Origin of the sequence: Gordonia sp. NB41Y, from assembly GCF_030718915.1 — a bacterium.
In the GTDB taxonomy this organism is placed as follows: Bacteria; Actinomycetota; Actinomycetes; order Mycobacteriales; family Mycobacteriaceae; genus Gordonia; species Gordonia desulfuricans.
In genome coordinates, this window is the sequence record NZ_CP132196.1 from 70,402 (window position 1) to 90,101 (window position 19,700).

At 66.0% G+C, this 19,700-nt stretch carries 19 protein-coding genes; 8 read left to right on the forward strand and 11 right to left on the reverse strand.

Annotation, left to right across the window (positions count from 1 at the left end):
• Positions 1–5: 5 nt before the first annotated feature.
• From Q9K23_RS00320 to Q9K23_RS00340, 5 genes are all read left to right on the forward strand, one after another.
• Positions 6–1,382 carry an aspartate aminotransferase family protein gene (locus Q9K23_RS00320; RefSeq protein ID WP_053776843.1) on the forward strand — a complete coding sequence of 459 codons (1,377 nt, stop codon included), beginning with the start codon at positions 6–8 and terminating at the stop codon, positions 1,380–1,382.
• 128 nt (positions 1,383–1,510) lie between these two features.
• Positions 1,511–2,803, forward strand: a complete 1,293-nt coding sequence (locus Q9K23_RS00325; RefSeq protein WP_053776842.1) for an ammonium transporter — start codon at positions 1,511–1,513, stop codon at positions 2,801–2,803.
• 68 nt (positions 2,804–2,871) lie between these two features.
• The gene (locus tag Q9K23_RS00330) at positions 2,872–3,225 is read left to right on the forward strand and encodes a DUF1801 domain-containing protein (protein ID WP_020790522.1); all 354 of its coding nucleotides are present in this window, start codon (positions 2,872–2,874) and stop codon (positions 3,223–3,225) included.
• Between the two features lie 442 nt (positions 3,226–3,667).
• The gene (locus Q9K23_RS00335; RefSeq protein ID WP_053776812.1) at positions 3,668–4,639 is read left to right on the forward strand and encodes a 2-oxoglutarate and iron-dependent oxygenase domain-containing protein; all 972 of its coding nucleotides are present in this window, start codon (positions 3,668–3,670) and stop codon (positions 4,637–4,639) included.
• Positions 4,640–4,692: 53 nt separating this feature from the next.
• Entirely contained in the window at positions 4,693–5,082 is a 390-nt protein-coding gene (locus Q9K23_RS00340; protein WP_053776841.1) for a VOC family protein, read from the forward strand.
• A gap of 127 nt (positions 5,083–5,209) precedes the next feature.
• On the opposite strand, the gene Q9K23_RS00345 is transcribed toward Q9K23_RS00340, so the two are convergent.
• The 5 genes from Q9K23_RS00345 to Q9K23_RS00365 form a co-directional block, all read right to left on the reverse strand.
• Positions 5,210–6,076 carry a mycofactocin-coupled SDR family oxidoreductase gene (locus tag Q9K23_RS00345; RefSeq protein WP_053776811.1) on the reverse strand — a complete coding sequence of 289 codons (867 nt, stop codon included), beginning with the start codon at positions 6,074–6,076 and terminating at the stop codon, positions 5,210–5,212.
• A 154-nt stretch (positions 6,077–6,230) separates the two neighbouring features.
• A complete protein-coding gene (fadD5, locus tag Q9K23_RS00350) occupies positions 6,231–7,838 on the reverse strand; it encodes a fatty-acid--CoA ligase FadD5 (RefSeq protein WP_053776840.1) in 1,608 nt (535 codons plus the stop codon).
• A gap of 120 nt (positions 7,839–7,958) precedes the next feature.
• Positions 7,959–8,444: an SRPBCC domain-containing protein gene (locus Q9K23_RS00355; protein ID WP_053776839.1), complete on the reverse strand. Its 486-nt coding sequence runs from the start codon at positions 8,442–8,444 to the stop codon at positions 7,959–7,961.
• Between the two features lie 2 nt (positions 8,445–8,446).
• A complete protein-coding gene (locus Q9K23_RS00360; RefSeq protein ID WP_152972671.1) occupies positions 8,447–8,788 on the reverse strand; it encodes a metalloregulator ArsR/SmtB family transcription factor in 342 nt (113 codons plus the stop codon).
• A gap of 117 nt (positions 8,789–8,905) precedes the next feature.
• Positions 8,906–10,045 carry a helix-turn-helix transcriptional regulator gene (locus tag Q9K23_RS00365; RefSeq protein ID WP_020790527.1) on the reverse strand — a complete coding sequence of 380 codons (1,140 nt, stop codon included), beginning with the start codon at positions 10,043–10,045 and terminating at the stop codon, positions 8,906–8,908.
• Between the two features lie 112 nt (positions 10,046–10,157).
• On the opposite strand from Q9K23_RS00365, the gene Q9K23_RS00370 reads away from it, so the two are divergent.
• Positions 10,158–11,585: an FAD-binding oxidoreductase gene (locus Q9K23_RS00370; protein WP_160319587.1), complete on the forward strand. Its 1,428-nt coding sequence runs from the start codon at positions 10,158–10,160 to the stop codon at positions 11,583–11,585.
• 117 nt (positions 11,586–11,702) lie between these two features.
• Here the strand turns inward: Q9K23_RS00370 and Q9K23_RS00375 are convergent, their stop codons facing one another.
• Positions 11,703–12,266, reverse strand: coding sequence for a nitroreductase family protein (locus tag Q9K23_RS00375; protein WP_053776809.1), 564 nt, complete (start codon positions 12,264–12,266; stop codon positions 11,703–11,705).
• 31 nt (positions 12,267–12,297) lie between these two features.
• Positions 12,298–13,170, reverse strand: coding sequence for a hypothetical protein (locus Q9K23_RS00380; RefSeq protein ID WP_020790514.1), 873 nt, complete (start codon positions 13,168–13,170; stop codon positions 12,298–12,300).
• Positions 13,171–13,495: 325 nt separating this feature from the next.
• On the opposite strand from Q9K23_RS00380, the gene Q9K23_RS00385 reads away from it, so the two are divergent.
• Complete coding sequence (locus tag Q9K23_RS00385; protein WP_160319586.1) at positions 13,496–14,173, forward strand: hypothetical protein; 678 nt, start codon at positions 13,496–13,498, stop codon at positions 14,171–14,173.
• Complete coding sequence (locus Q9K23_RS00390) at positions 14,085–14,738, forward strand: HNH endonuclease signature motif containing protein (RefSeq protein ID WP_261977798.1); 654 nt, start codon at positions 14,085–14,087, stop codon at positions 14,736–14,738. Before Q9K23_RS00385 ends, Q9K23_RS00390 begins: the two co-directional genes overlap by 89 nt.
• Positions 14,739–14,983: 245 nt before the next feature.
• Here the strand turns inward: Q9K23_RS00390 and Q9K23_RS00395 are convergent, their stop codons facing one another.
• The 4 genes from Q9K23_RS00395 to hydA form a co-directional block, all read right to left on the reverse strand.
• A complete protein-coding gene (locus tag Q9K23_RS00395; RefSeq protein WP_053776807.1) occupies positions 14,984–15,733 on the reverse strand; it encodes a 1-acyl-sn-glycerol-3-phosphate acyltransferase in 750 nt (249 codons plus the stop codon).
• An 80-nt stretch (positions 15,734–15,813) separates the two neighbouring features.
• Positions 15,814–17,196 (reverse strand): M20 family metallo-hydrolase, encoded by a 1,383-nt coding sequence (locus tag Q9K23_RS00400; RefSeq protein ID WP_053776806.1) that lies wholly within the window; start codon positions 17,194–17,196, stop codon positions 15,814–15,816.
• Positions 17,197–17,226: 30 nt separating this feature from the next.
• Positions 17,227–18,249, reverse strand: coding sequence for a TIGR03842 family LLM class F420-dependent oxidoreductase (locus Q9K23_RS00405; RefSeq protein ID WP_020790150.1), 1,023 nt, complete (start codon positions 18,247–18,249; stop codon positions 17,227–17,229).
• 13 nt (positions 18,250–18,262) lie between these two features.
• Positions 18,263–19,684, reverse strand: coding sequence for a dihydropyrimidinase (gene hydA / locus Q9K23_RS00410; protein WP_053776805.1), 1,422 nt, complete (start codon positions 19,682–19,684; stop codon positions 18,263–18,265).
• Positions 19,685–19,700: the final 16 nt, after the last annotated feature.

Consider the following 19,700-nt stretch of genomic DNA (forward strand, 5'->3'; position numbering starts at 1 on the left):
CTGGGCTGAACGCCACCGACCTGCTGCCCAACGGTCTGCGTCTCGACGAGGCCCGTGCAGAGGCGCGGCGGACCTACGAGCTCGACCGCGCCCATGTCTTCCACTCGTGGTCGGCGCAAGCCGAGATCTCCCCGATGACGATCACCGCCTCGGCGGGGTCGTATGTGTGGGACGGCGACGGAAACCGCTTGTTGGACTTCTCCTCCCAGCTGGTCAACACCAACATCGGCCATCAGCATCCGAAGGTGGTGGCCGCGATCGCCGCGCAGGCGGCCAAACTGTGCACGATCGCACCCCAGCACGCCAACGACGCACGCTCGGAGGCGGCGCGGCTCATCACCAGCCATACCCCCGACGGCCTGGACAAGGTGTTCTTCACCAATGCCGGTGCCGACGCCAACGAACATGCGGTCCGGATGGCTCGCCTGCACACCGGCCGATACAAGGTGCTGACCCGCTACCGCTCGTACCACGGTGGCACCGACACCGCGATCAACATGACCGGTGACCCGCGCCGCTGGCCCAACGACCACGCGAACAGCGGGGTGGTGCACTTCTTCGGTCCGTTCCTGTACCGCTCGCGATTCCACGCCGAGACCGAGCAGCAGGAGTGCGAGCGGGCACTCGCCCACCTCGACGAGGTGGTCCGGATGGAAGGGCCGTCGACGATCGCGGCCATCGTCCTCGAGAGCGTCCCGGGAACCGCGGGCATCATGGTCCCGCCACCCGGATATCTGGCCGGCGTGCGGGAGATCTGTGACCGCCACGGCATCGTGTTCATCGCCGACGAGGTGATGGCCGGCTTCGGCCGCACCGGGCGGTGGTTCGCGTTCGAACACGGCGACGCCGTCCCGGATCTGATCACCTTCGCCAAGGGCGTCAACTCCGGCTACGTGCCCCTCGGCGGCGTGGTGATCGACGCGGAGATCGCCGCCACCTTCGACCACCGCCCCTATCCCGGCGGACTGACCTACTCCGGTCATCCGCTCGCCACCGCGGCCGCCGTCGCCACCATCCGCGCGATGGAGGACGAACACGTCGTCGAGCATGCCGCGACGATCGGTGCCGAGGTGATCGGACCCGGACTGCACGACCTCGCGCAACGTCATCGCTGCATCGGCGAGATACGTGGCGCCGGAGTGTTCTGGGCGCTCGAACTGGTCGCAGACCGCGACTCCCGGGAACCCCTGGCGCCCTATGGTTCCAGCAGTGCGGCGATGAACGAGACGATCGCGGCGTGCAAGGCGGGTGGGCTGTTGCCGTTCGCGAACTTCAACCGCATCCACGTCGTCCCGCCGTGCACCGTCACCGCCGACGAGGTGCGCGAGGGCCTCGCGATCCTCGATCGTGCCCTCGACGTCGCCGACGGTCACCTCGGGTAGCCCAGCCGCCAGCTTCCTCGCCCGGGTTCGACGATTCGCCCGACTTGCCGGAATCCGTTGTCGGTCAACGACACTGCGGCGTGATCGAGGAGTGTAGGCTTTCGTCGCCCGTGCGACGGAAGGTGACCATGTTCCCCACATACGGCATGCCAGACGGGGCGAACACCGCCTGGATGCTTGCGGCGTTCGCCCTGGTGCTGCTCATGACCCCGGCGCTGGCACTGTTCTACGGCGGCATGGTGCGCTCGAAGAGTGTGCTCAACATGATGATGATGTGCCTCTCGGCGATCCCGATCGTGTGGATCGTCTGGGTCGTGTTCGGCTACTCCCTGGCCTTCGGCGACGACCACGGCGGCCTGATCGGCAGCCTGTCGTCGTTCCCCGGACTGCACCACACCTACGGAACCGACGGCACACACTCGGGGATACCGCTGGTCGGAACCATCCCGGCCATCCTGTTCGTCGCCTTCCAGGCGGGCTTCGCGATGGTCACCGTCGCCCTGATCGCCGGTGCGGTGGCCGACCGGATGCGGTTCATCTCGTGGCTCGCGTTCGCGGCGGTGTGGTCGGTCCTCGTCTACATCCCGGTGGCCCACTGGGTGTTCAGTGCACCCGGCCTGACCGAGGCGCACGGCGGCTGGATCGTCGGTCATCTGCATGCGATCGACTTCGCCGGCGGCACGGCCGTGGAGATCAATTCCGGCGCATCGGCATTGGTGCTGGCGCTGTTGCTCGGCCGGCGTGCCGGGTGGCCGAAGGATCCGATGCGGCCACACAACCTGCCGTTCGTCATGCTCGGCGCGGGATTGCTCTGGTTCGGGTGGTTCGGGTTCAACGCCGGCTCCGAGCTGGCGGCCAACGGTGACGCGGCCGTGATCGCGGTCAACACACTCGGTGCAGGTGCGGCGTCGATGGTCGCGTGGCTGGTCGTCGAACAGGTCCGCCATGGTCGGCCGACGTCGTTCGGCGCCGCCTCCGGCGTGATCGCCGGACTGGTCGCGATCACGCCGTCCTGCTCATCGGTGACACCTGTCGGGGCGCTCGCCGTGGGTGCGGTCGCCGGAGCGGTGAGTTCGCTGGCCATCGAACTGAAGTTCCGCTGGCGCTACGACGACTCCCTCGACGTCGTCGGCGTGCACTTCGTCAGCGGTGTGGTGGGGATGCTGATGATCGGGCTGGTGGCCTCGCGGACCGCCCCTGCCGGGGTGGACGGACTGTTCTATGGCGGGGGTGTCGATCAGCTCTGGCGGCAGGTGGTGGCGGTGCTCGCCGTCATCGCCTATGCCACGGTGGTCACCGGTGTGATCGCGCTCGGGCTGAAGTTCACCATCGGTCTGCGGGCCGATCGCCAGCACGAGGTCGACGGGATCGACGACGCCCAGCACGCGGAATCGGCGTACGACTTCACCATCGCGCGCTGAGCTCGTCGAACGCGCGGAGTGGGGGGTTTCGGGGTTCCGGCATCCCGGCGCGCAGGTAGTTTCGTCATATGCCTGCGCCCAAACGTGCCGATCTCGACGACTTCTACGCCCAGCCCACCCCCACGCAGCATCCGCATCTGGTGGAACTGCAACGGATCAGCCTGTCGTATGCGCCCGCCGTCGAAGAGAAGTTGCAGTGGAATCAGCCCGCATATCTGCGTGACGGGGAACGACTCTGGATGCTGCAGGCCTACGGCAAGCACTGTTCACTACGGTTCACCCCGGAGTTCTTCGGCGCGTACACCGGGGAGGTCGCCGATGCCGGATATGAGTGCGGTGCCGGTTTTCTCAAGATCCGCTATGACCAGGATGTGCCGGAGGCGCTGTGCCGACGGCTGATCGAGGCACGCCTGGCGGAGTAGCCATGTCTCGCTGATGAACCGGGGTCCCAGGGCGACTCACCGGGTTGGGTGCCGCTCACGGCCCGGCACGTCGTCATGCTGCCGACCCTCCGGGCCAAGATGCACCCGGCGACCACGGGTGTCCGTTGAGGGAACCGTGGATTGGCGGCGCAGCCACCCTGTCGAAGTACCGGGTAACCGAAACGTCACGAACGAAATACGATGGCTACACCATTGACTCTGATTATGAAATATTAATCTAGAGAATAGTGTGTGTCCCGGCCGCCTTGGGTAACCATGGCGACGAACCCTTGATTCGTCGACGGACAGTCGGCATCATCTCGGCCGGTCGCAAAGCGTCCATCCACGTCGTCGGGGCCGTCGTGGAATCGGACCGTCGGTCACCACATCTCACCATCAGCCGAGGTCATACGACCAGCAGTGACAAGTAAGGACACCAACCATGACGGCACCTCACATTCCACTGATAGACATGACCCGTTGGCGTCAAGGGGACGCCGCAGCCCGCAATGACGTTGTGACGCAAGTAGATCAAGCGCTACGCGAGTCCGGGTTCCTCCTCCTCGGGAACCACGGCGTCAGTACCGATCTCGCACGAGGCCTACGTGCCGCGGCGAAGGCGTTCTTCTCGCTCGACTACGACGTGAAGGCCAAATACGAGACCACCGTCGGAGGTCGCGGCTGGCTGCCGAGCGGAAAAGAGGCCAACTCATATGACGGCGAAGAGGCCGACGCGAACAGCCCGGACATGAAGGAGAGCTATACGATCGGCCGCAACGCTTCCACCGGCAATCCGGAGCTCGACGAATACTGGTTCAAACCGAATGTCTGGCCGAGCGAGGTACCCGAGCTCGCGGCGTTGGCCAGCGCCTACATGACCGCGGTTTATGAAGTGTATGACGAACTCCTTCGCATCTGCGGTGAAGCATTGGGGCTGGGAACCGAGTGGTTCATCGAACGGACCTCCGCGGGGACACGCACCCTGAACATCAATCGGTATCCGGCACTGAAAGAGACCGGGGAACCGAAGGACGGTCAGTTCCGGGTGGGACCGCATACCGACTGGAGCATCTTCACACTGCTCGATCGTCAGCCCGGATACGGCGGGTTCCAGGTCGAACAGGACGGACAGTGGTTCGATGCGCCCTTTGTCGAAGGTGCGCTGGTCATCAACATCGGTGATCTGATGGCGCGGTGGACAGGCGACCGCTGGTGCTCGACGCGGCACCGGGTGCTGCCGCCGCAAGACCAGGCACCAGATGAAGAACTGATCTCGCTCATCCAATTCTGCGATGCGAATGTCGATGCAGTCATCGAACCGATGGCGCCGCCGATCGGCACGAATACCGACCTGCCGCCCATCGAGGCGGGTGAGTACCTCCGGCGGCGAGCGCTTGCTGCGACAGTCGGCTGACTCCGAACGGGATCGACTTCCCGACAAACACCTCCGTCGAAAGGAATCCCTTGGTGGCAGTGTCGCTGTCATTTGTGACTGTGCTCGCGCGCGATCTCGGCGCGTTGGCCGACTTCTATCAGGACGTGTTCAGTCTCGACGATGTTTCGGAACTGAACGGTCAGCATTTCCGCGGTCTCCGGATCGGTGATACCACCCTCGGCTTCGGCGGTGAGAGCAGCATCGAGATGCTCAACCTTCCGCCGTCCGACCTAACCGATACCCCGATGATGTTCTGGACGTTCGAGGCGGACACCGCAGCCGAAGTCGATGCGCTGACCGAACGAGCCGTCGCCGCGGGTGCCCAGTGCATCAAGGCACCAGGAGAAACATATTACGGGTCGTGGCAGGCAGTGCTCCTCGACCCAGAAGGGAACGCCTTCCGGATCAACCACACAATGTGACGTGCAGGTGCCACCCAGCCTCTTGCTGAGATTGGAGTGAGAGGTCCCCACGCATCTGTCAGGTGCGCGGTAGATCTACCGCGCACCTGGTAGGTGGCCGCGCAGAGTGCGGTTGTCCGCGCAGTCGTCAGTCGGGAACGCCGGCCGGCAGGGACTTGAGGAGCGCACCCGCCTCCACCCGGAGTTGTTGTCCGGTCACGTACTTCGAAGCGTCCGAGGCGAGGTAGTAGACCGCCTCACTGACCTCCTCCGGCGGAATGACATCCACCGGGAGCAGGTGGAAGGCGCCGAAGACGTCCTTGACGTCGTCGTACTTCGGGTCCTCCAGGTCGGGCCGGAACAAGTGGTAGAGCCCGGAGTTGTGCACCATCGGGGTGTCGATGTTGCCCGGATGCACCGCGTTGACCCGGATCCCCTGCGGCGCCAGCGAACGCGCCAGATCGTTGACGAGGCGGGCGATGGCACGCTTGGAGAACGAGTAGCCGCTGGCGCCGAAACCGGCCTCCCTGGACTCGAAGCTCTCCATGAACGCCGCCATCGACCCGACACACACGATCGAGGCGCCCGACGACAGATGCGGCAACGACAGCTCGAGGGTGTTGATCACGCCGCCGAGGTTGACCGAGGCCGTGTTGAGCCAGGTCACCGGCGGACGATCGGCGCCGACCGGGCTGATCCCGGCATTGGCGACGACGATGTCGAGCCCGCCGAGTTCGGCGACACCCTCGTCGATGGCCGTCTGCAGCGCTCCCCGGTCACGGACGTCGGCGACCCTGGTGACGATCCTGCGGCCGAGGGCCTCGACGAGCGTCGCCGTCTCGGCCAGGTCGTCCGGTGTGCTCAGCTCGTAGTTGACGGTGGGGATCTGCGCGCAGATGTCCACCGCGATGATGTCGGCACCGTCTCGGGCCAGCCGCAGTGCGTGGCTGCGTCCCTGACCACGTGCAGCACCCGTGATCAGGGCGACCTTGCCCTCCAGGCGGTTGTCGGTCACCGAATATCCTCCTCCATGCGGGGTCACAGTCGTCCGTGTATCGACCAGACGGGCGGCGGACACGTGTCCACCGGAGCTTACGGGACGGCCCGGGGAGCGTCCGGCGGTGACCGGATTCGGTGGTGCCAGGGATTCGGTGGTGCCCGGACACCCATCAGTGCTGGAGGCCGGAGTCCTTGCTGCCGTAAGCCTCACGCAGTCGGGGCTTGACCACCTTGCCGCCGGCGTTGCGCGGTAGCTCGTCGATGATCACGAGGTCCTTGGGGTGCTTGAACCGGGCGAGATTCTCGTTCAGATACGGTTCGAGCTCCACCAGCGTGAGGTCCGAGGTGCCCTCGGCCAGCACCACCACCGCCACCGGGACCTCACCCCAGCGGTCGTCGGCGCGGGCGATCACCGCGGCCTCGGCGATCCCGGGATGGCCGAACAAGACGTTCTCGACCTCGGCGGAGTAGATGTTCTCGCCGCCGGAGATGATCATGTCCTTGGCGCGGTCCACCACATAGAGGAATCCGTCCTCGTCCTCACGGACCAGATCGCCGGAATGAAACCACCCGCCGCGGAAGGCATCGGCGGTGGCGTCCGGTCTCCCCCAGTAGCCTCGCATCAGATTCGGTCCGCGATAGACGATCTCGCCGACCTCCCCCGGCGTCACGTCGTTCATCAGCGGGTCGACGATGCGAGCGGTGACCGCGGGTACCACGGTGCCGATCGATCCGATCTTGCGGCGCGCGTCCTCGCCGCGCAACAGGCAGGTCACCGGCGACATCTCGGTCTGGCCGAACGCCGTCATGATCTCGGCATCCGGAAAGGTCTCGGCCATCGCGGCGAGCACCGAGTCGGCGGCGGGCGCGGCACCCCAGCTGATCGTCCGCAGCTTCAGTGTCCGCGGCCGGGCCTGCTGCTCGGCGCAGATGAGCTGCCACTGCGCGGGCACCATGAACACCGACGTCGTTCCCTCACGTTCGAGAGTGTCGAGCATCGCCGCGGCATCGAAGGCGCCGAGCGGATGGATCACCGCCCGCACCCCCAGGTACAGCAGCGGTGCGAAGGCGGCAAGGCCGGCGATGTGGAAGATCGGTGGCACCACCGATGCCACGTCGTCGGCTTCCCGGCCGTTGGTGCCGGCGATGGTGGTGACCGCCTGCGCTTGCAGGTTGACATGGGTGAGCATGGCGCCCCTGGGTTTTCCGGTTGTTCCCGAGGTGTACATGATCAGGGCGACGGTGTCCTCGGGTACGTCGATCTCCGGCAGATCCGACGAGTCCTCGGCCAGGAGGGTCTCGTAGTCGAGGTGTTCGGGAACGTCACTGCCATCCACCACGACGACGGTGTCGATCGATCCCGTGGACGCGGCGACGGCGTCGGCGATCGGTGCGAGCAGCCGCTCGGTGACCACCACCCGCGCTCCGCTGTCGGTCACCAGGAAGGCGACCTCGGCCGGTGCCATCCGGATGTTCACCGGGACCGGGATCGCCCCGATCAGGTTGGCACCCAGCACCGCCTCCAGATACTCCGTGCGGTTGAGCATGGCCATCAGGACCCGATCGCCGAATCGCACCCCGCGCCGGTACAGGGCCGCGGCGAAGGCACGGGACCGCTCGTCGAGTCCGCGCCACGTCGTCGATCTGTCCAGATAGGTCACCGCGACGTCGTCCGGGATCATGCACGCATGCCGGTGGACCTGGCTGTTCCAGTGGTTGCGCCGAGACCGCCATGGCTCGGTTCCCTGCCCGATGCCGGGATCGGTCGCGGCGGTCATCGGCTCTCCCCTGCTCTCGATGATGAGACACATCGACACCGATGTGCCCTGGGTCACACGGTAGGGGAATGTGGCGACCCGGTGGGGCGAATCGTCGACACCGGGAATCGCCCGCCGATCTCAGGCGGCGAGCAGGGCGTCGATCTGGTTGATCGCCGACGACGACCCCTCGAGCACACCCATGTCGAGGACCTGTTGCAGTGCATCGGCCGTCGGATAGGTACTCACGAAGGTCGCGACGGTACCCGCGCCGCCGGCGACGAAACGGAACTCACTGGTCGAAACCGGCATGGTCGCAACAGGTTCGAAGTTCGCATCGGCGAATCCGTCAACGAAGTCGAAGCCGTTGGGCTCGTCGATCGCCTGGATGTCCCAGTAACCGGCATACTTGTCGCCGCCGGGGCCGGTCATGTAATACGTGACCCGGCCGCCGGGCCGGAAGTCGTGGTGGACGACGGTGGCCGGGTATTCGGGTGGGCCCCAGATCTTCTCCAGCTGACGTGGATCGGCATAGACCTGCCACACGCGGGAGACCGGCGCGGCGAACTCGGCGGTGATGGTGATGGTTCGGGTGTCGATGTCGTGGGAGACATTCGTGACGGGCATGGTCATTCCTCCGTGGGCGTGTCGAGTGCGAGGAGCTCGTCGATACGGGCGATGCGGCCTCGCCAGACCTGTTCGAATTCGGCCAGCAACGTCGCGACCGCGCGGACGGCGGTGACATCGCCGGTGGCGAGTTGCTCACGGCCACTACGTCTCTTGGTGAGCAAACCGGCGCGTTCGAGAACGGCGACGTGCTTTTGTACCGCGGCGAAGCTCATGTCGTAGTCCGCCGCCAGAGATGACACCGAGTGCTCCCCTGCCAGCACGCGACGCAGGATGTCGCGGCGGGTGCGGTCGGAGAGTGCGTGGAACAGGGCGTCGGCCCGGTCCTCGTCGGTACCTTCCACCACCCGAATATACAACTAAACGGTTGTACGTTGTCAAGGGTTCGTGCCGGTCGGTGAGAACCGGAGCGAGAGCGTGCCGCCGCACACACCGGGTGGCCGGCACGTCCGATGGACAGATCAGGTCGTGGACGCGGGGTTCGCGAACCAGCCGTCGGTGCCCAGCCGGCCGTCCTTCTGCGGGGCATAGTGATCGAAGTACACGCGCGACATCAGTTCGCGGCGGCTCGACACCCCGGCCTTGGCGAAGATCGACTTCAGGTGGTCCTGGACGGTGTACGGCGACATGTGCAGGGACTTGGCCACCACCGTCGTCGAATCCCCCCGCAACACCGCACCGACCACCTCGCTCTCGCGTGCGGTCAACCCGAAGGTCGACACCACCAGCGGTAACAGCGCCGACGGGCCGGCGGACTCGATGGTCACCACGGTCTGAGATGCCCCGTCACGGCCGGTCAGTGGTGCGGCGTGCACGGCGAACCACTCACCACCGGCACCGCGCACGATCAGCCGCGGCACCGCCGTCGACCGCCCTGCGAGCAACGCCCGGGCTGCTCCGAGAGTGGACGCCACACTCGTCGGCATCTCGCCCCACAGATCACCGTCGAGCTCTTCTATCCGGCGTGCGGCGGCCGGTGTCGCGGAGATGACGTTCTGGTCGGCGTCGAAGACGATGACCGCAGGGCCCTTGTCGGCCGGCTGCACGTCGAGGTGCATCTGTGATTCGGCGACCGACACGACGAGACCGGCGCGGACCCCGAGGGCCAGACTGTCGGTGATGCTCTCGAGGAACAGGGCCTCGGCGGGGCTGAACCCGCTGCTCTCGGGGGCGCGGTAGAGCGCGATCCCGCCCCATGTCCGCCCGCCGGCACGGGCGATCGCCCGCATCTCGTGGCCGAATCCGAACATCGGCTCGAACAGCTCGCGGAAACGCGAACTGCGACGTGGGTCGTCGTCGGTCTCCTCGTGCAGGATGCTCACCGGGAACTCGCGATGCGCGAGATCGGCGAACAGGGAGATGTTGTCCTCCACGTACTCGTGGTGGGCGAACTCGACCTCGCAGGGTGCGTCGATGCCGATCTTGACCGATCCGGTGACGAGGTCGGTGGCCGGATCGATGCTGCCGAAGCACACCCCCTCGAAGGGAATCGCGCGGCGGAGGATCTCCATCGACTCGATTCCGAACTCACCCCACGGCAGCCCGGATCGCGCAAGGGCGTCGATACTCGCCCGCGCGGATTCGGCACGCAAAGTCTTCATCGGGCAAGTATGCGCCGAATCGGGTGCCGCAGGTATCCCACATAGTTGGGGGATATACCACCCAGATCGTGGGGATGGTGGCGGCCATGGATGCAGCCGCACAGTTGTCGGCATGACAACGAACGAAATCTCCACTCCTGCAGACTCACCCACCCAATCGGCATCCGCAGACGGCGTGGCGACGACGACGTCGCTCCCCCCGTTCGGGGAACTCGCGGTGATGCTCACCGGAACCCTCGTGCTACCCGGGGACCCGGGCTGGCCGGCGGCATCGTCGGCCTGGAATCTCGCAGTGCCGCAGCGTCCGGCGGCGGTGGTCGTCGCCGAATCCGCCGCCGATGTGGTGACCGCGGTGCGTTTCGCACTGCGACACCACATCCGGGTGTCTGCGCAACCCGGTGGGCACGGGGCGACCACGGCGCTCGACGACACCATCCTGATCCGGACCCGCGGCCTCGCCGACATCTGGATCGACGCCGACAATGCGATCGCACGCGTCGGCGCCGGCGTCAAGTGGGTGGAACTGCAGAGCGCGCTCGACGGGACCGGCCTCACCGGTCCGATGGGCTCGAGCGGCGACGTCAGCGTCACCGGATTCTGCCTGGGTGGCGGGTTGTCGATGTTCGGTCGCACAACCGGTGTCGGTGCCCATGCGGTCCGGGCGGCCGAAGTGGTGGACGGACTCGGACGCCACCGCTGGATCGACGACTCCACCGACCCGGAGCTGATGTGGGCATTGCGCGGCGGCGGAGGCGATTTCGCGATCGTCACCGCCGTGGAGCTCTCCCTGACCGCGGCACCGGAGATCAGCGGTGGACGGCTGGTGTTCCCCGCGACCGATGCGCCGACCGTGTGGCGTGCCTACGCGGAGATCACCGGAACCGCACCCGACGAGCTCACGCTGTTCGCCTCGATGCTGCACTTCCCACCCATTCCCGAACTACCGGAGGAGATCCGTGGACAGTCCCTCTGCGCGGTCGACGCGGTGTACCTCGGCAGCGTCGATGCGCTCGACGCACTTCTGGTCCCGATCCGCGCCGCCGGCATCGTTGTCCGCGACACCGTCCGACCACTCGCGCCGGGCGAGGTCGGCACCGTGTGCGAGGAACCCGATGACCCGTCACCGGCCTATCTCGGGACCACCACCCTCGGACGGTTCGACGACGACGTGATCGACACGATCCTCGCCCGGGCCGCCACGCCTGCCTGCGGCGTCCTCCAGGTGCAGATCCGTCACCTCGGCGGGGCGCTGCTCACCCCGTCGGAGAACGCGGTGTGCCGGCGCATCACCGCCGCCTACTCGGTGATGGCCATGACCATGGTCCCCGTACCCGAGGCCATGCCTGCAGCCCATGCGTCGGTCGCCGCGATCCTCGCCGACGTCGAGGAGTTCTACGGAGGGCCGCTGTCGGTGTCGATGCTCGGTGACAACGATCCGCTCGCCGCGGCGTTCTCCCCGGAGGTGATCGCCCGCCTGCGGGTCGCGAAGAACGCCGCCGACCCGGACGGCGTGTTCCGCAGCAGCCGGCCGGTCATCTGACCTGGGTCGATCCGTGCCGACCGCGTCACCCCGACGATTTCCCGAACGCGCCGGCCGGTCCACGTCCTGTCCTGGATGTGGACCGGCCGGTGTCGGTGTATCGGCAACCTCGGGTGATCAGTCGGCCGTGGGAAACCGCGTGAGGAAGCGGCCCGCATCCACCTGCCGTCGCGGGGTGTCACGCTCGGTGCGGCCGCCGACGTACAACCAGCCCATCAGCTTCTCGGTGTCGGCGAGGCCGTGCAGGTCGGCGATCTCCGGTGACGCCGCGAACGGGCCGGTGCGCCAGATGACGCCGTAGCCGGCCTCGCCCAGCAGCAGACTCAGGATGTGTCCCACGCCGGAGGCCACGGCTTCCTGCTCCCAGGTGGGAACCTTGGGATGCGGTGTCGGCGAGGACACGATGGCGATGAGCAGGGGCGCGCGCAACGGCTTGTCGGACGGTTCGGTGCCGTTGATCCGTCCGATCGCCTCGGAGAACCGCACGCGATCGTCACCGCGTAGCTCGACGAGACGCCACGGTGCCAGATTGGCGTGGTCGGCGACACGGCCGGCCGCCGCCACCAGGTCCAACAGTTCCTCATGGGTGGGGCTCGCATCGGTGACCTTGGGTGACGAACGGCGTGCGAGCATCGCGTCGCGGACGGGAGTGGCGGAGACGGCGTGCGGATCGAACGGCATGCCCACAACCTACCCAGGTCACCGATGACGGTCACGCTGCCCGTAGTACCGAGACCGACCTCAGGTCTGGCAGTTGGGGATAGCCGGGTCTGTGCCATCGACGGCGGTCGGCGGGGATCACGAGGTCTTGCAACCGGATGGCGCCGCGCGCGACCAACTGGCCGAGGGATTCGAGAAAGGCCTGCGAATCGCGGTCGAACGCCCGCCTCGGCGCTGTCAACGCGAGCCACATGCTCCCGTACCGGGGAAGGTCGAATGTTGTCGCCGGCCGTAGCGTGGAGTCGGCCCAGGCCTCGGACGCCCAGTTCTCCACTGCTCCAACGTGTTTGTCGATCCGTGCGCGGGTGAATGCGTGGACGACGATGTCGTTGCCCCGATCGGCGTGCCCGACACCGAGAGGGTTTCTCCGGCCGCTCAGTTGATAGGGGCACGGCCACCACGCCAAGGCGTCCAGGGGTGCCGTCGCTTCAGCGGACGTCGACTCGTCGTCGGGGACCACACCGGCGGATTCCTCGAAGACGAGGAATCCGGTCGGATGCGTGCGGAGCAGTGTTCGTTCCTCTGCGCTCGGCCGCGCCGCCCTGCTAACGGTTGACATGGTCTCTCGCGGCAACCACAGCGTGGGCGAGGCCTGGATGACCGTGGCTGCCATCTGCGCGATCCCCCACGCGTTGGAGACGTTCGCCGCGAGGATCGTCTGCATCTCGATCAATCCCCTGGCCTGGTCGATCACCTCCTGTCCTTCCACATGATCAGGATCGAGGTGGTCCAGATCGTCGACTTCGTCGTCGTCGAGATCGGTATCGAGGTACGGATGACGGTCTTGGAGATACTCCAGGATTTCCTCAACGGTTGCGATGCTCTCGTCGAACTTCCCGAACTGCTCCTCGATATAGACCGTCATGTTCTGGAGTCCCCCGAGCAATTCCGTGCGCACCCGTGCCAGATTCTGCGGTGACCACGACGGGTAGGTGGTCCTGTTGCGTCTCCCCATGCGAGCCAAGATAACTCGATATCGGTCAACCCTTGTCGCAGAATTCCACAGGCACCGCCGCCCAACGCCCACTCGGTGGAATCGTGCGCTCAGTCAATAGATCTCACCGTTCGCGCGAGGCCCCAGGGGTGAACCTGAACCTCGAGGGTGAGCAGCTTTAACAACTTATCCACAAATGTTGTTCTGCTTCCTTATTCGCCGATAGTTCGCCTATGTGTTCGCTACAATGGAACATATGCAGGGGGAGCTGGACACCATTCTCGACGCACTCATCGATTGTCGTTTCGACGACGATCCGACCGGGCCGGTCGTACTCACGGACATGCGGACACTGGTCACCATCAGGAATGTCGTCGACGCGTTGACCGCGGCCGGGGCTGGTCATCTCGACCGGCTGGGGGTCGCACAGAATCACGGGCACAAACCGATCGCGTTGCTGATCGAGATGGGGTACGCGCCCGCCGTCGCTGCGCGGATGCAGCGGATCGGGACGTCGGCGGTGGTGGAGCGGACTGTGAAACATGCTGCCGACGGGGCCATCTCGGGTGAGCACGTCGATGCGATCGTGCGTGGGCTCAACCAGATCGGGTTACGTGCCGGGGAACTGCCGGCTGCTGAGACCTGGGCCGAGTTCGAGGGTGATCTGTTGGCGCAGGTGTTGTCGGGTGCGAAACCTGCTGAGGTGATGGCACGGGCACATCAGCTCGGTGACCATCATGCTGGCGATGCCGAGGGTGGACGTCCGGCGAAGGAAGACCGCAATCTGAACGCTCTGGATATCGGGCGGACAGATGATGGGCGGGTCGCTGTCTCGGGGAGTCTGGATGTGGTTGTCCGGGGAAAAGTTGGCGACGGCGATCGAGAAGCTGTCGGCGCCGGTCCCGCAGCCGGATGGTTCGAAAGATCCGCGTGAAGCGCCCCGACGCCGCGCTGACGCCCTGGAGATGGTCCTTGACATGGCCGCCGGTGCAGGGGAACGGCCGGTGACCGCGCCACCTGCGGCGTTGATCAACCTGTCGGTCCCCGCGGATACACCCGACAAGTCGGCGTTGGCGTTCGGTGGGTCGATCACCCACAACACCCTGTTGGAAACGAGTTGTGACGGTGTGGTGGTGATGACGATCGTCGACGGCGAGCGGGTGCCGTTGGAAATGGGTCGGTCGAAGCGGTTGTTCACCGCTTCGCAGCGGCGGGCGTTGTTCGAGCGGGATCGGTGTTGTATCAAGTGCGGTGCCCCGGCATCCCGCACTCAGGCCCATCACATTGCGCATTGGTCGGATGGTGGTGCCACCGACCTTGCCAATGGGTGTCTACTGTGTGCGTCGTGTCATGCCGATGTGCATCACAACGGGTGGGATGTCTACATGGGGCCGGATGCGCATCCGTGGTTGATTCCGCCGGAGGTGGTGGATCGGCGTCGTCGTCCGATTCCGGCGTATAACAGGCGATTTGCCGACGAACTACCGAATGCTGCCTGACCTTTTGTAGAAGCTTGTGTTCTTTGAGAACTTCATAGAGATAGTGGTGTGTCGGGACCTCCGTTGGTTGCGTTGGCGAGTTCGGCCGGCGGAGGTTTCGACACGTCTCGTCGCTACGCTCCTCGTCGGCTCAACCACCAACCAGCCGTTGGTGATTGAGCCGGGACCGAGCATCGCGAGGACCCGAGTCGAAATCTCCGCAGCCTACGTTGGGTGGCAACCACCTCGAAGGTTCGTCGCTGCGTTCACGGATGCGCCCGATCCCAAGCGACGTCGACTGCGCGTTGCAGATCGGCGGCAGCGAGCCGGGTGGCTGCCGCAGGGGTCTTGGCGTCCTCGGCGGTCAGCTCGATCGGCCGGTTGATCATCACCGCAGGGCCTCGATCCGTGTTCTCGCGGTAGGCGATCCCGATACTGAGCAGAGCCACCCGCCGACCTGCGCCGATGACGCCCTTGACGATGTGACCCATCCCGCTGCCCAGCGGCTGGACATGCGCGGGATCGGTGAGATTGCAGGTCCCCTCGGCGAAGACGGCAATCCAGTCGCCGTCGACCATCCGCTCGACGCAGATGTCGATCATGCGCCGGCCGGGAACCATGGTCTCGCGGACACCGTGGTCCTTGGGCCGGAACACGGGAATCCCGCCCAGGAGGTCGACCTTCCTGCGCTGCTCGGGATCGACGAACAACGGATCCTTGGCCAGTACCCGCACATGGCCGATATGTGGCCGCACCGCGGAGAGGAAGCCGGTGGCGGCCAGCACGAAAGGATCGGTCTCCCGAACGTGATTGGCCGAGATCACCAGCACGCACCCCTCACGGCGGAGATGCCGGATCAGCTGCTTGGCACCGGTCTCGTAGCGCACCTGTGGGCGATACTTCGCCGCCAGTACGGCATACATCGACTTCGCCTTGAGTACCGGCTGCTGATGCTCGCGGTAGAAGTCGTAGACGTTCTCGAAGTCGTTCAGGGTCACATCGACGGTCACGGACATGAACCTACGCTACCGTAACTTACGAAACCGTAGGGGCTGTCTGTCCGAACCCGAACGGCCTCGCGACGAACCAGAGCCGGTCAGTCCGAACCGGGTGAGGCAGAACCGGGTGGCGCAGAACCGGGTGGCGCAGAACCGGGTGACGCGGAACCGGCGAGGACGCCTTCGACCATCCGGGCCAAGGTTTCGGTCAGGACCGTCACGCCGTCGAGCATGTCGTCATCGGCGGTGTATTCGTTCTCGGCATGCGATACGCCGTCGACACTCGGGATGAACAGCATCACGGTGGGGACGAGATCCTTCATGTTGGTCGAGTCGTGCCCGGCACGCGTCCGAACCCGCATCGACCGGAATCCCAGGTCGCCGACCACGGCCTCGGCGAGCTCGACGCCTCCCGCCGGATAGTCGTGCCCCTTCCAGGTGTGGGCGAATCGCTTCTCGATCCGCACATCGGCAGCGATCTCGATCTCGGCGAACATCCGGGTGAGGTCGCGGTCGGCGGCCGCAAGGATGTCGTCCGACGACGACCTCAGATCGAGATGCATGTGCACCTCCCGGGGCACGACGACCGGCGAGTTGGGGTAGACGGTCAGTTGTCCGCACGACGTGTGCAACTCGTCGCCGTAGGTCTCGGCGAGTTCGCGCAGCGCGACGACGATCCGGGCGGCGCCGTAGAGCGCGTCCTGGCGGTCGGTGATCGGGGTGGCGCCGGTGTGTCCCTGCCACCCGACCACACCGATCTCGTATTTGTTGGCGCCCCAGGTCGACGGCACCACACCGATCGTGACGCCGGCCTTGTCCAGTTCGCGACCCTGCTCGATGTGGATCTCGGCATACGCGGTCACCCGATCGTCGCGGAAGCGCCCGGCGTCGTCCAGCGGGAACACGTCGTCACCCAGCATGCTGTGGGCACCCAGGGCGTCCTGCACGGTGACCCCGGCGGCATCGGCGGTCGCGAGGGCGTCCGCGAGGTCGAGTTTGCCGGTGAACACGCCGCTGCCCTGCATCGACGGGGTGAAACGTGACCCCTCCTCGTTGAACCAGTTGACCACTGCGAGGTTGTATGCGGGCCGCGTCGGACAGGACGGGTCGGTGTACAGGCGGCGCAGTCGGTCGAAGGCGTGGGCGGCGGCCAACACCCCATAGGCGCCGTCGAAACGTCCACCCCGCGGCTGGGAGTCCATGTGTGAACCGGCGAGGACAAAGGGTGCGCCCGGAACGAGTTCGAGCAGGCCGAACATGTTGCCGATGCGGTCGAACCGCACCTGGAAGCCGCGCTCGGTCAGCCACGCGGCGAGCCACTTCCGCTGTGCGGCATCGGCATCGGTTGCGGCCTCGCGGTCGACACCGCCGGCCGTGGTGGCCCCGAACGTCGACATCCGCGCGAAGTCGTCGAGAAATGCCTGGCGGTCGTCTGCGCGTGCGGGGACGTGGACGCCCCGTTCCCCGGTCTCGATGGTCATGTTGTCTTCCTCCTCTGACATCGACGTGTCTCAGATGCGGGCGAGCGCAACCGGATTGAGCGCCGGGATGATGTGATCGCCATAGGCGGCGAGAGTCTGGTCCTTGCCGTCGTGCTGCAGGTACACCGCGAACTGGTCGACGCCGAGGGCGCGCAGGTCCTCGAGCTTGGCGATGTGCTCGTCGACACCGCCGAGCAGGCAGAACCGGTCGACGATCTCGTCCGGCACGAACTCGGTGTGGCTGTTGCCCGCCCGTCCGTGCTCGTTGTAGTCATAGCCGGTGCGGTTGGCGATGTAGTCGGTCAGCGCCGCAGGAACATCGCCGGCGCCGTCACCGCCATACTTCTCCACCAGGTCGGCGACGTGGTTTCCGACCATCCCGCCGAACCATCGGCATTGTGCGCGTTGATGATCGATGTCGTCACCGACATATGCCGGGGCGGCGACGATGATCGACACGTCGTCGGGATCCCGCCCGGCGTCGACCGCGGCCTGTTTGACCCGCTTCGTGGTCCACTCGACGATCGCCGGATCGGCCAGTTGCAGGATGAACCCGTCACAGTGGGTGCCGATGAGTTCGAGTGCCTTCGGGCCGTATCCGGCGCCGTAGACCGGAAGACGTGAACGGCTCCCCCACGGGAACCGCACGGCGGTGCCGTTGATCTCGACACCGCGGCCGTTGCCGAGTGCGGAGATCACGGTGATCGCCTCGCGCAGGGTGGCCAGCGTGGACGGCTTACCCGAGACCACGCGGACCGCGGAGTCCCCGCGACCGATGCCGCACACCGTCCGATTGCCGTACATCGAGTTCAGCGTCGCGAACGTCGAGGCCGTGACACTCGGATCGCGGGTCACCGGGTTGGTCACCATCGGGCCCACCATGACGGTGCGGGTGGCTGCGAGGATCTGGCTGTAGACCACATTGGGTTCTTGCCACAACACGTGTGAGTCGAAGGTCCACACGTGGGAGAACCCACGATTCTCTGCGGCCACCGCCAGCTCCACGACGCGGGAGGCGGGCGGGTCGTTCTGCATGACGACTCCGAAGTCCATGACGTTCTCCTGATCAGATGAGGTTCTGCGAGAGGGCGCGGGCCACGAACTGCCCGTGGCCGGTCTTGCCGTGGTAGATGCCGTTGTCGACGATCGTCGTGCCGCGGGAGATCACCCGACGGATCGCACCATCGATCTCGAATCCCTCCCACGCGGAGTGGTCGAGGTTCATGTGGTGGGTCTTGCCCAGCCCGATACTGGTGTGCCCCTTCGGATCGTAGAGGACGATGTCGGCGTCGGCCCCCGGTGCGATGATGCCCTTGCGCGGGTACATCCCGAACATCCGTGCCGGTGTGGTCGAGCAGACGTCCACCCACCGCTCCAGACTGATCCGTCCGTCGACGACCCCCTGATACATCAGGTCGACGCGGTGCTCCACTCCCCCGATCCCGTTGGGGATCTTGGAGAAGTCGCCGATACCCATCTCCTTCTGGTCCTTCATGCAGAACGGGCAGTGGTCGGTGGCCACACCTGACACATCCTGGGTGCGGATGAACTTCCAGAGCTCGTCCTGGTGTCCTTCGGCACGCGATCGCAGCGGTGTGGAACACACCCACTTCGCGCCGTCGAAGCCGGCGGCACCGAGTTGCTCCTCCAGCGACAGATACAGGTACTGCGGGCAGGTCTCGGCGAAGACGTTCTTCCCCGCGCCGCGGGCGGTGGCGATCTGTTCGAGAGCCTGTTTCGCGGACACGTGCACGATGTAGAGGGGTGCACCGGTCACGTCGGCCAACATGATAGCGCGGTGGGTGGCCTCCTCCTCGAGCTGCCACGGCCGAGACACCCCGTGGTAGTACGGCGACGTCTCACCCCGACCGATGTGCTGGGCGATCAGCTGGTCGATGGCGATGCCGTTCTCGGCGTGCATCATCATCAGTGCCCCGTTGGCGGCGCACGCCTGCATGGCACGCAGGATCTGGCCGTCGTCGGAGTAGTACACCCCGGGGTAGGCCATGAACAGCTTGAAGCTGGTGACCCCCTCGTTCACGAGTTCGTCCATGGCGCGTAGGGATTCGGCGTTGACGTCGCCGACGATCTGGTGGAAGCCGTAGTCGACGGCACAGTTGCCCGCGGCCTTGGTGTGCCAGAGTTCGAGGGTGTCCTGTAGGCGCTCTCCCGGGGTCTGGATCGCGAAGTCGATGATGGTCGTCGTGCCGCCGTGTGCGGCGGCCCGGGTCCCCGTCTCGAAGGTGTCGGCGGCGGTGGTCCCGCCGAACGGCATCTCCATGTGCGTGTGGGCGTCGACGCCGCCGGGGATGACATACATCCCCGACGCGTCGATCACCTCGTCCACGTTGTCGGCCAGTGCCGGACCGAACGGTTGTGCGGTGGGGTCGATCAGCGCGGTGATCCGTTCGCCGTCGACGAGCACGTCGATGCGCTGGCGACCCGTACTGGACACCACGGTGCCGCCGGTGATCAGCGTCGTTGCCATGTTTCACTCCTTGTCG

Excerpts from the sequence above, each read along its gene's own strand:
- Q9K23_RS00325 (WP_053776842.1), top strand. The coding sequence starts at position 1,511 with ATGTTCCCCACATACGGCATGCCAGACGGGGCGAACACCGCCTGGATG.
- Q9K23_RS00385 (WP_160319586.1), top strand. The coding sequence starts at position 13,496 with ATGCAGGGGGAGCTGGACACCATTCTCGACGCACTCATCGATTGTCGT.
- Q9K23_RS00400 (WP_053776806.1), bottom strand. The coding sequence starts at position 17,196 with ATGACCATCGAGACCGGGGAACGGGGCGTCCACGTCCCCGCACGCGCA.
- fadD5 (WP_053776840.1), bottom strand. The coding sequence starts at position 7,838 with ATGACCGCCGCGACCGATCCCGGCATCGGGCAGGGAACCGAGCCATGG.
- Q9K23_RS00375 (WP_053776809.1), bottom strand. The coding sequence starts at position 12,266 with ATGCCGTTCGATCCGCACGCCGTCTCCGCCACTCCCGTCCGCGACGCG.
- Q9K23_RS00370 (WP_160319587.1), top strand. The coding sequence starts at position 10,158 with ATGACAACGAACGAAATCTCCACTCCTGCAGACTCACCCACCCAATCG.
- Q9K23_RS00395 (WP_053776807.1), bottom strand. The coding sequence starts at position 15,733 with ATGTCCGTGACCGTCGATGTGACCCTGAACGACTTCGAGAACGTCTAC.
- Q9K23_RS00355 (WP_053776839.1), bottom strand. The coding sequence starts at position 8,444 with ATGCCCGTCACGAATGTCTCCCACGACATCGACACCCGAACCATCACC.
- Q9K23_RS00365 (WP_020790527.1), bottom strand. The coding sequence starts at position 10,045 with ATGAAGACTTTGCGTGCCGAATCCGCGCGGGCGAGTATCGACGCCCTT.
- Q9K23_RS00380 (WP_020790514.1), bottom strand. The coding sequence starts at position 13,170 with ATGACGGTCTATATCGAGGAGCAGTTCGGGAAGTTCGACGAGAGCATC.
- Q9K23_RS00405 (WP_020790150.1), bottom strand. The coding sequence starts at position 18,249 with ATGGACTTCGGAGTCGTCATGCAGAACGACCCGCCCGCCTCCCGCGTC.
- Q9K23_RS00330 (WP_020790522.1), top strand. The coding sequence starts at position 2,872 with ATGCCTGCGCCCAAACGTGCCGATCTCGACGACTTCTACGCCCAGCCC.
- hydA (WP_053776805.1), bottom strand. The coding sequence starts at position 19,684 with ATGGCAACGACGCTGATCACCGGCGGCACCGTGGTGTCCAGTACGGGT.
- Q9K23_RS00335 (WP_053776812.1), top strand. The coding sequence starts at position 3,668 with ATGACGGCACCTCACATTCCACTGATAGACATGACCCGTTGGCGTCAA.
- Q9K23_RS00390 (WP_261977798.1), top strand. The coding sequence starts at position 14,085 with ATGTGGTTGTCCGGGGAAAAGTTGGCGACGGCGATCGAGAAGCTGTCG.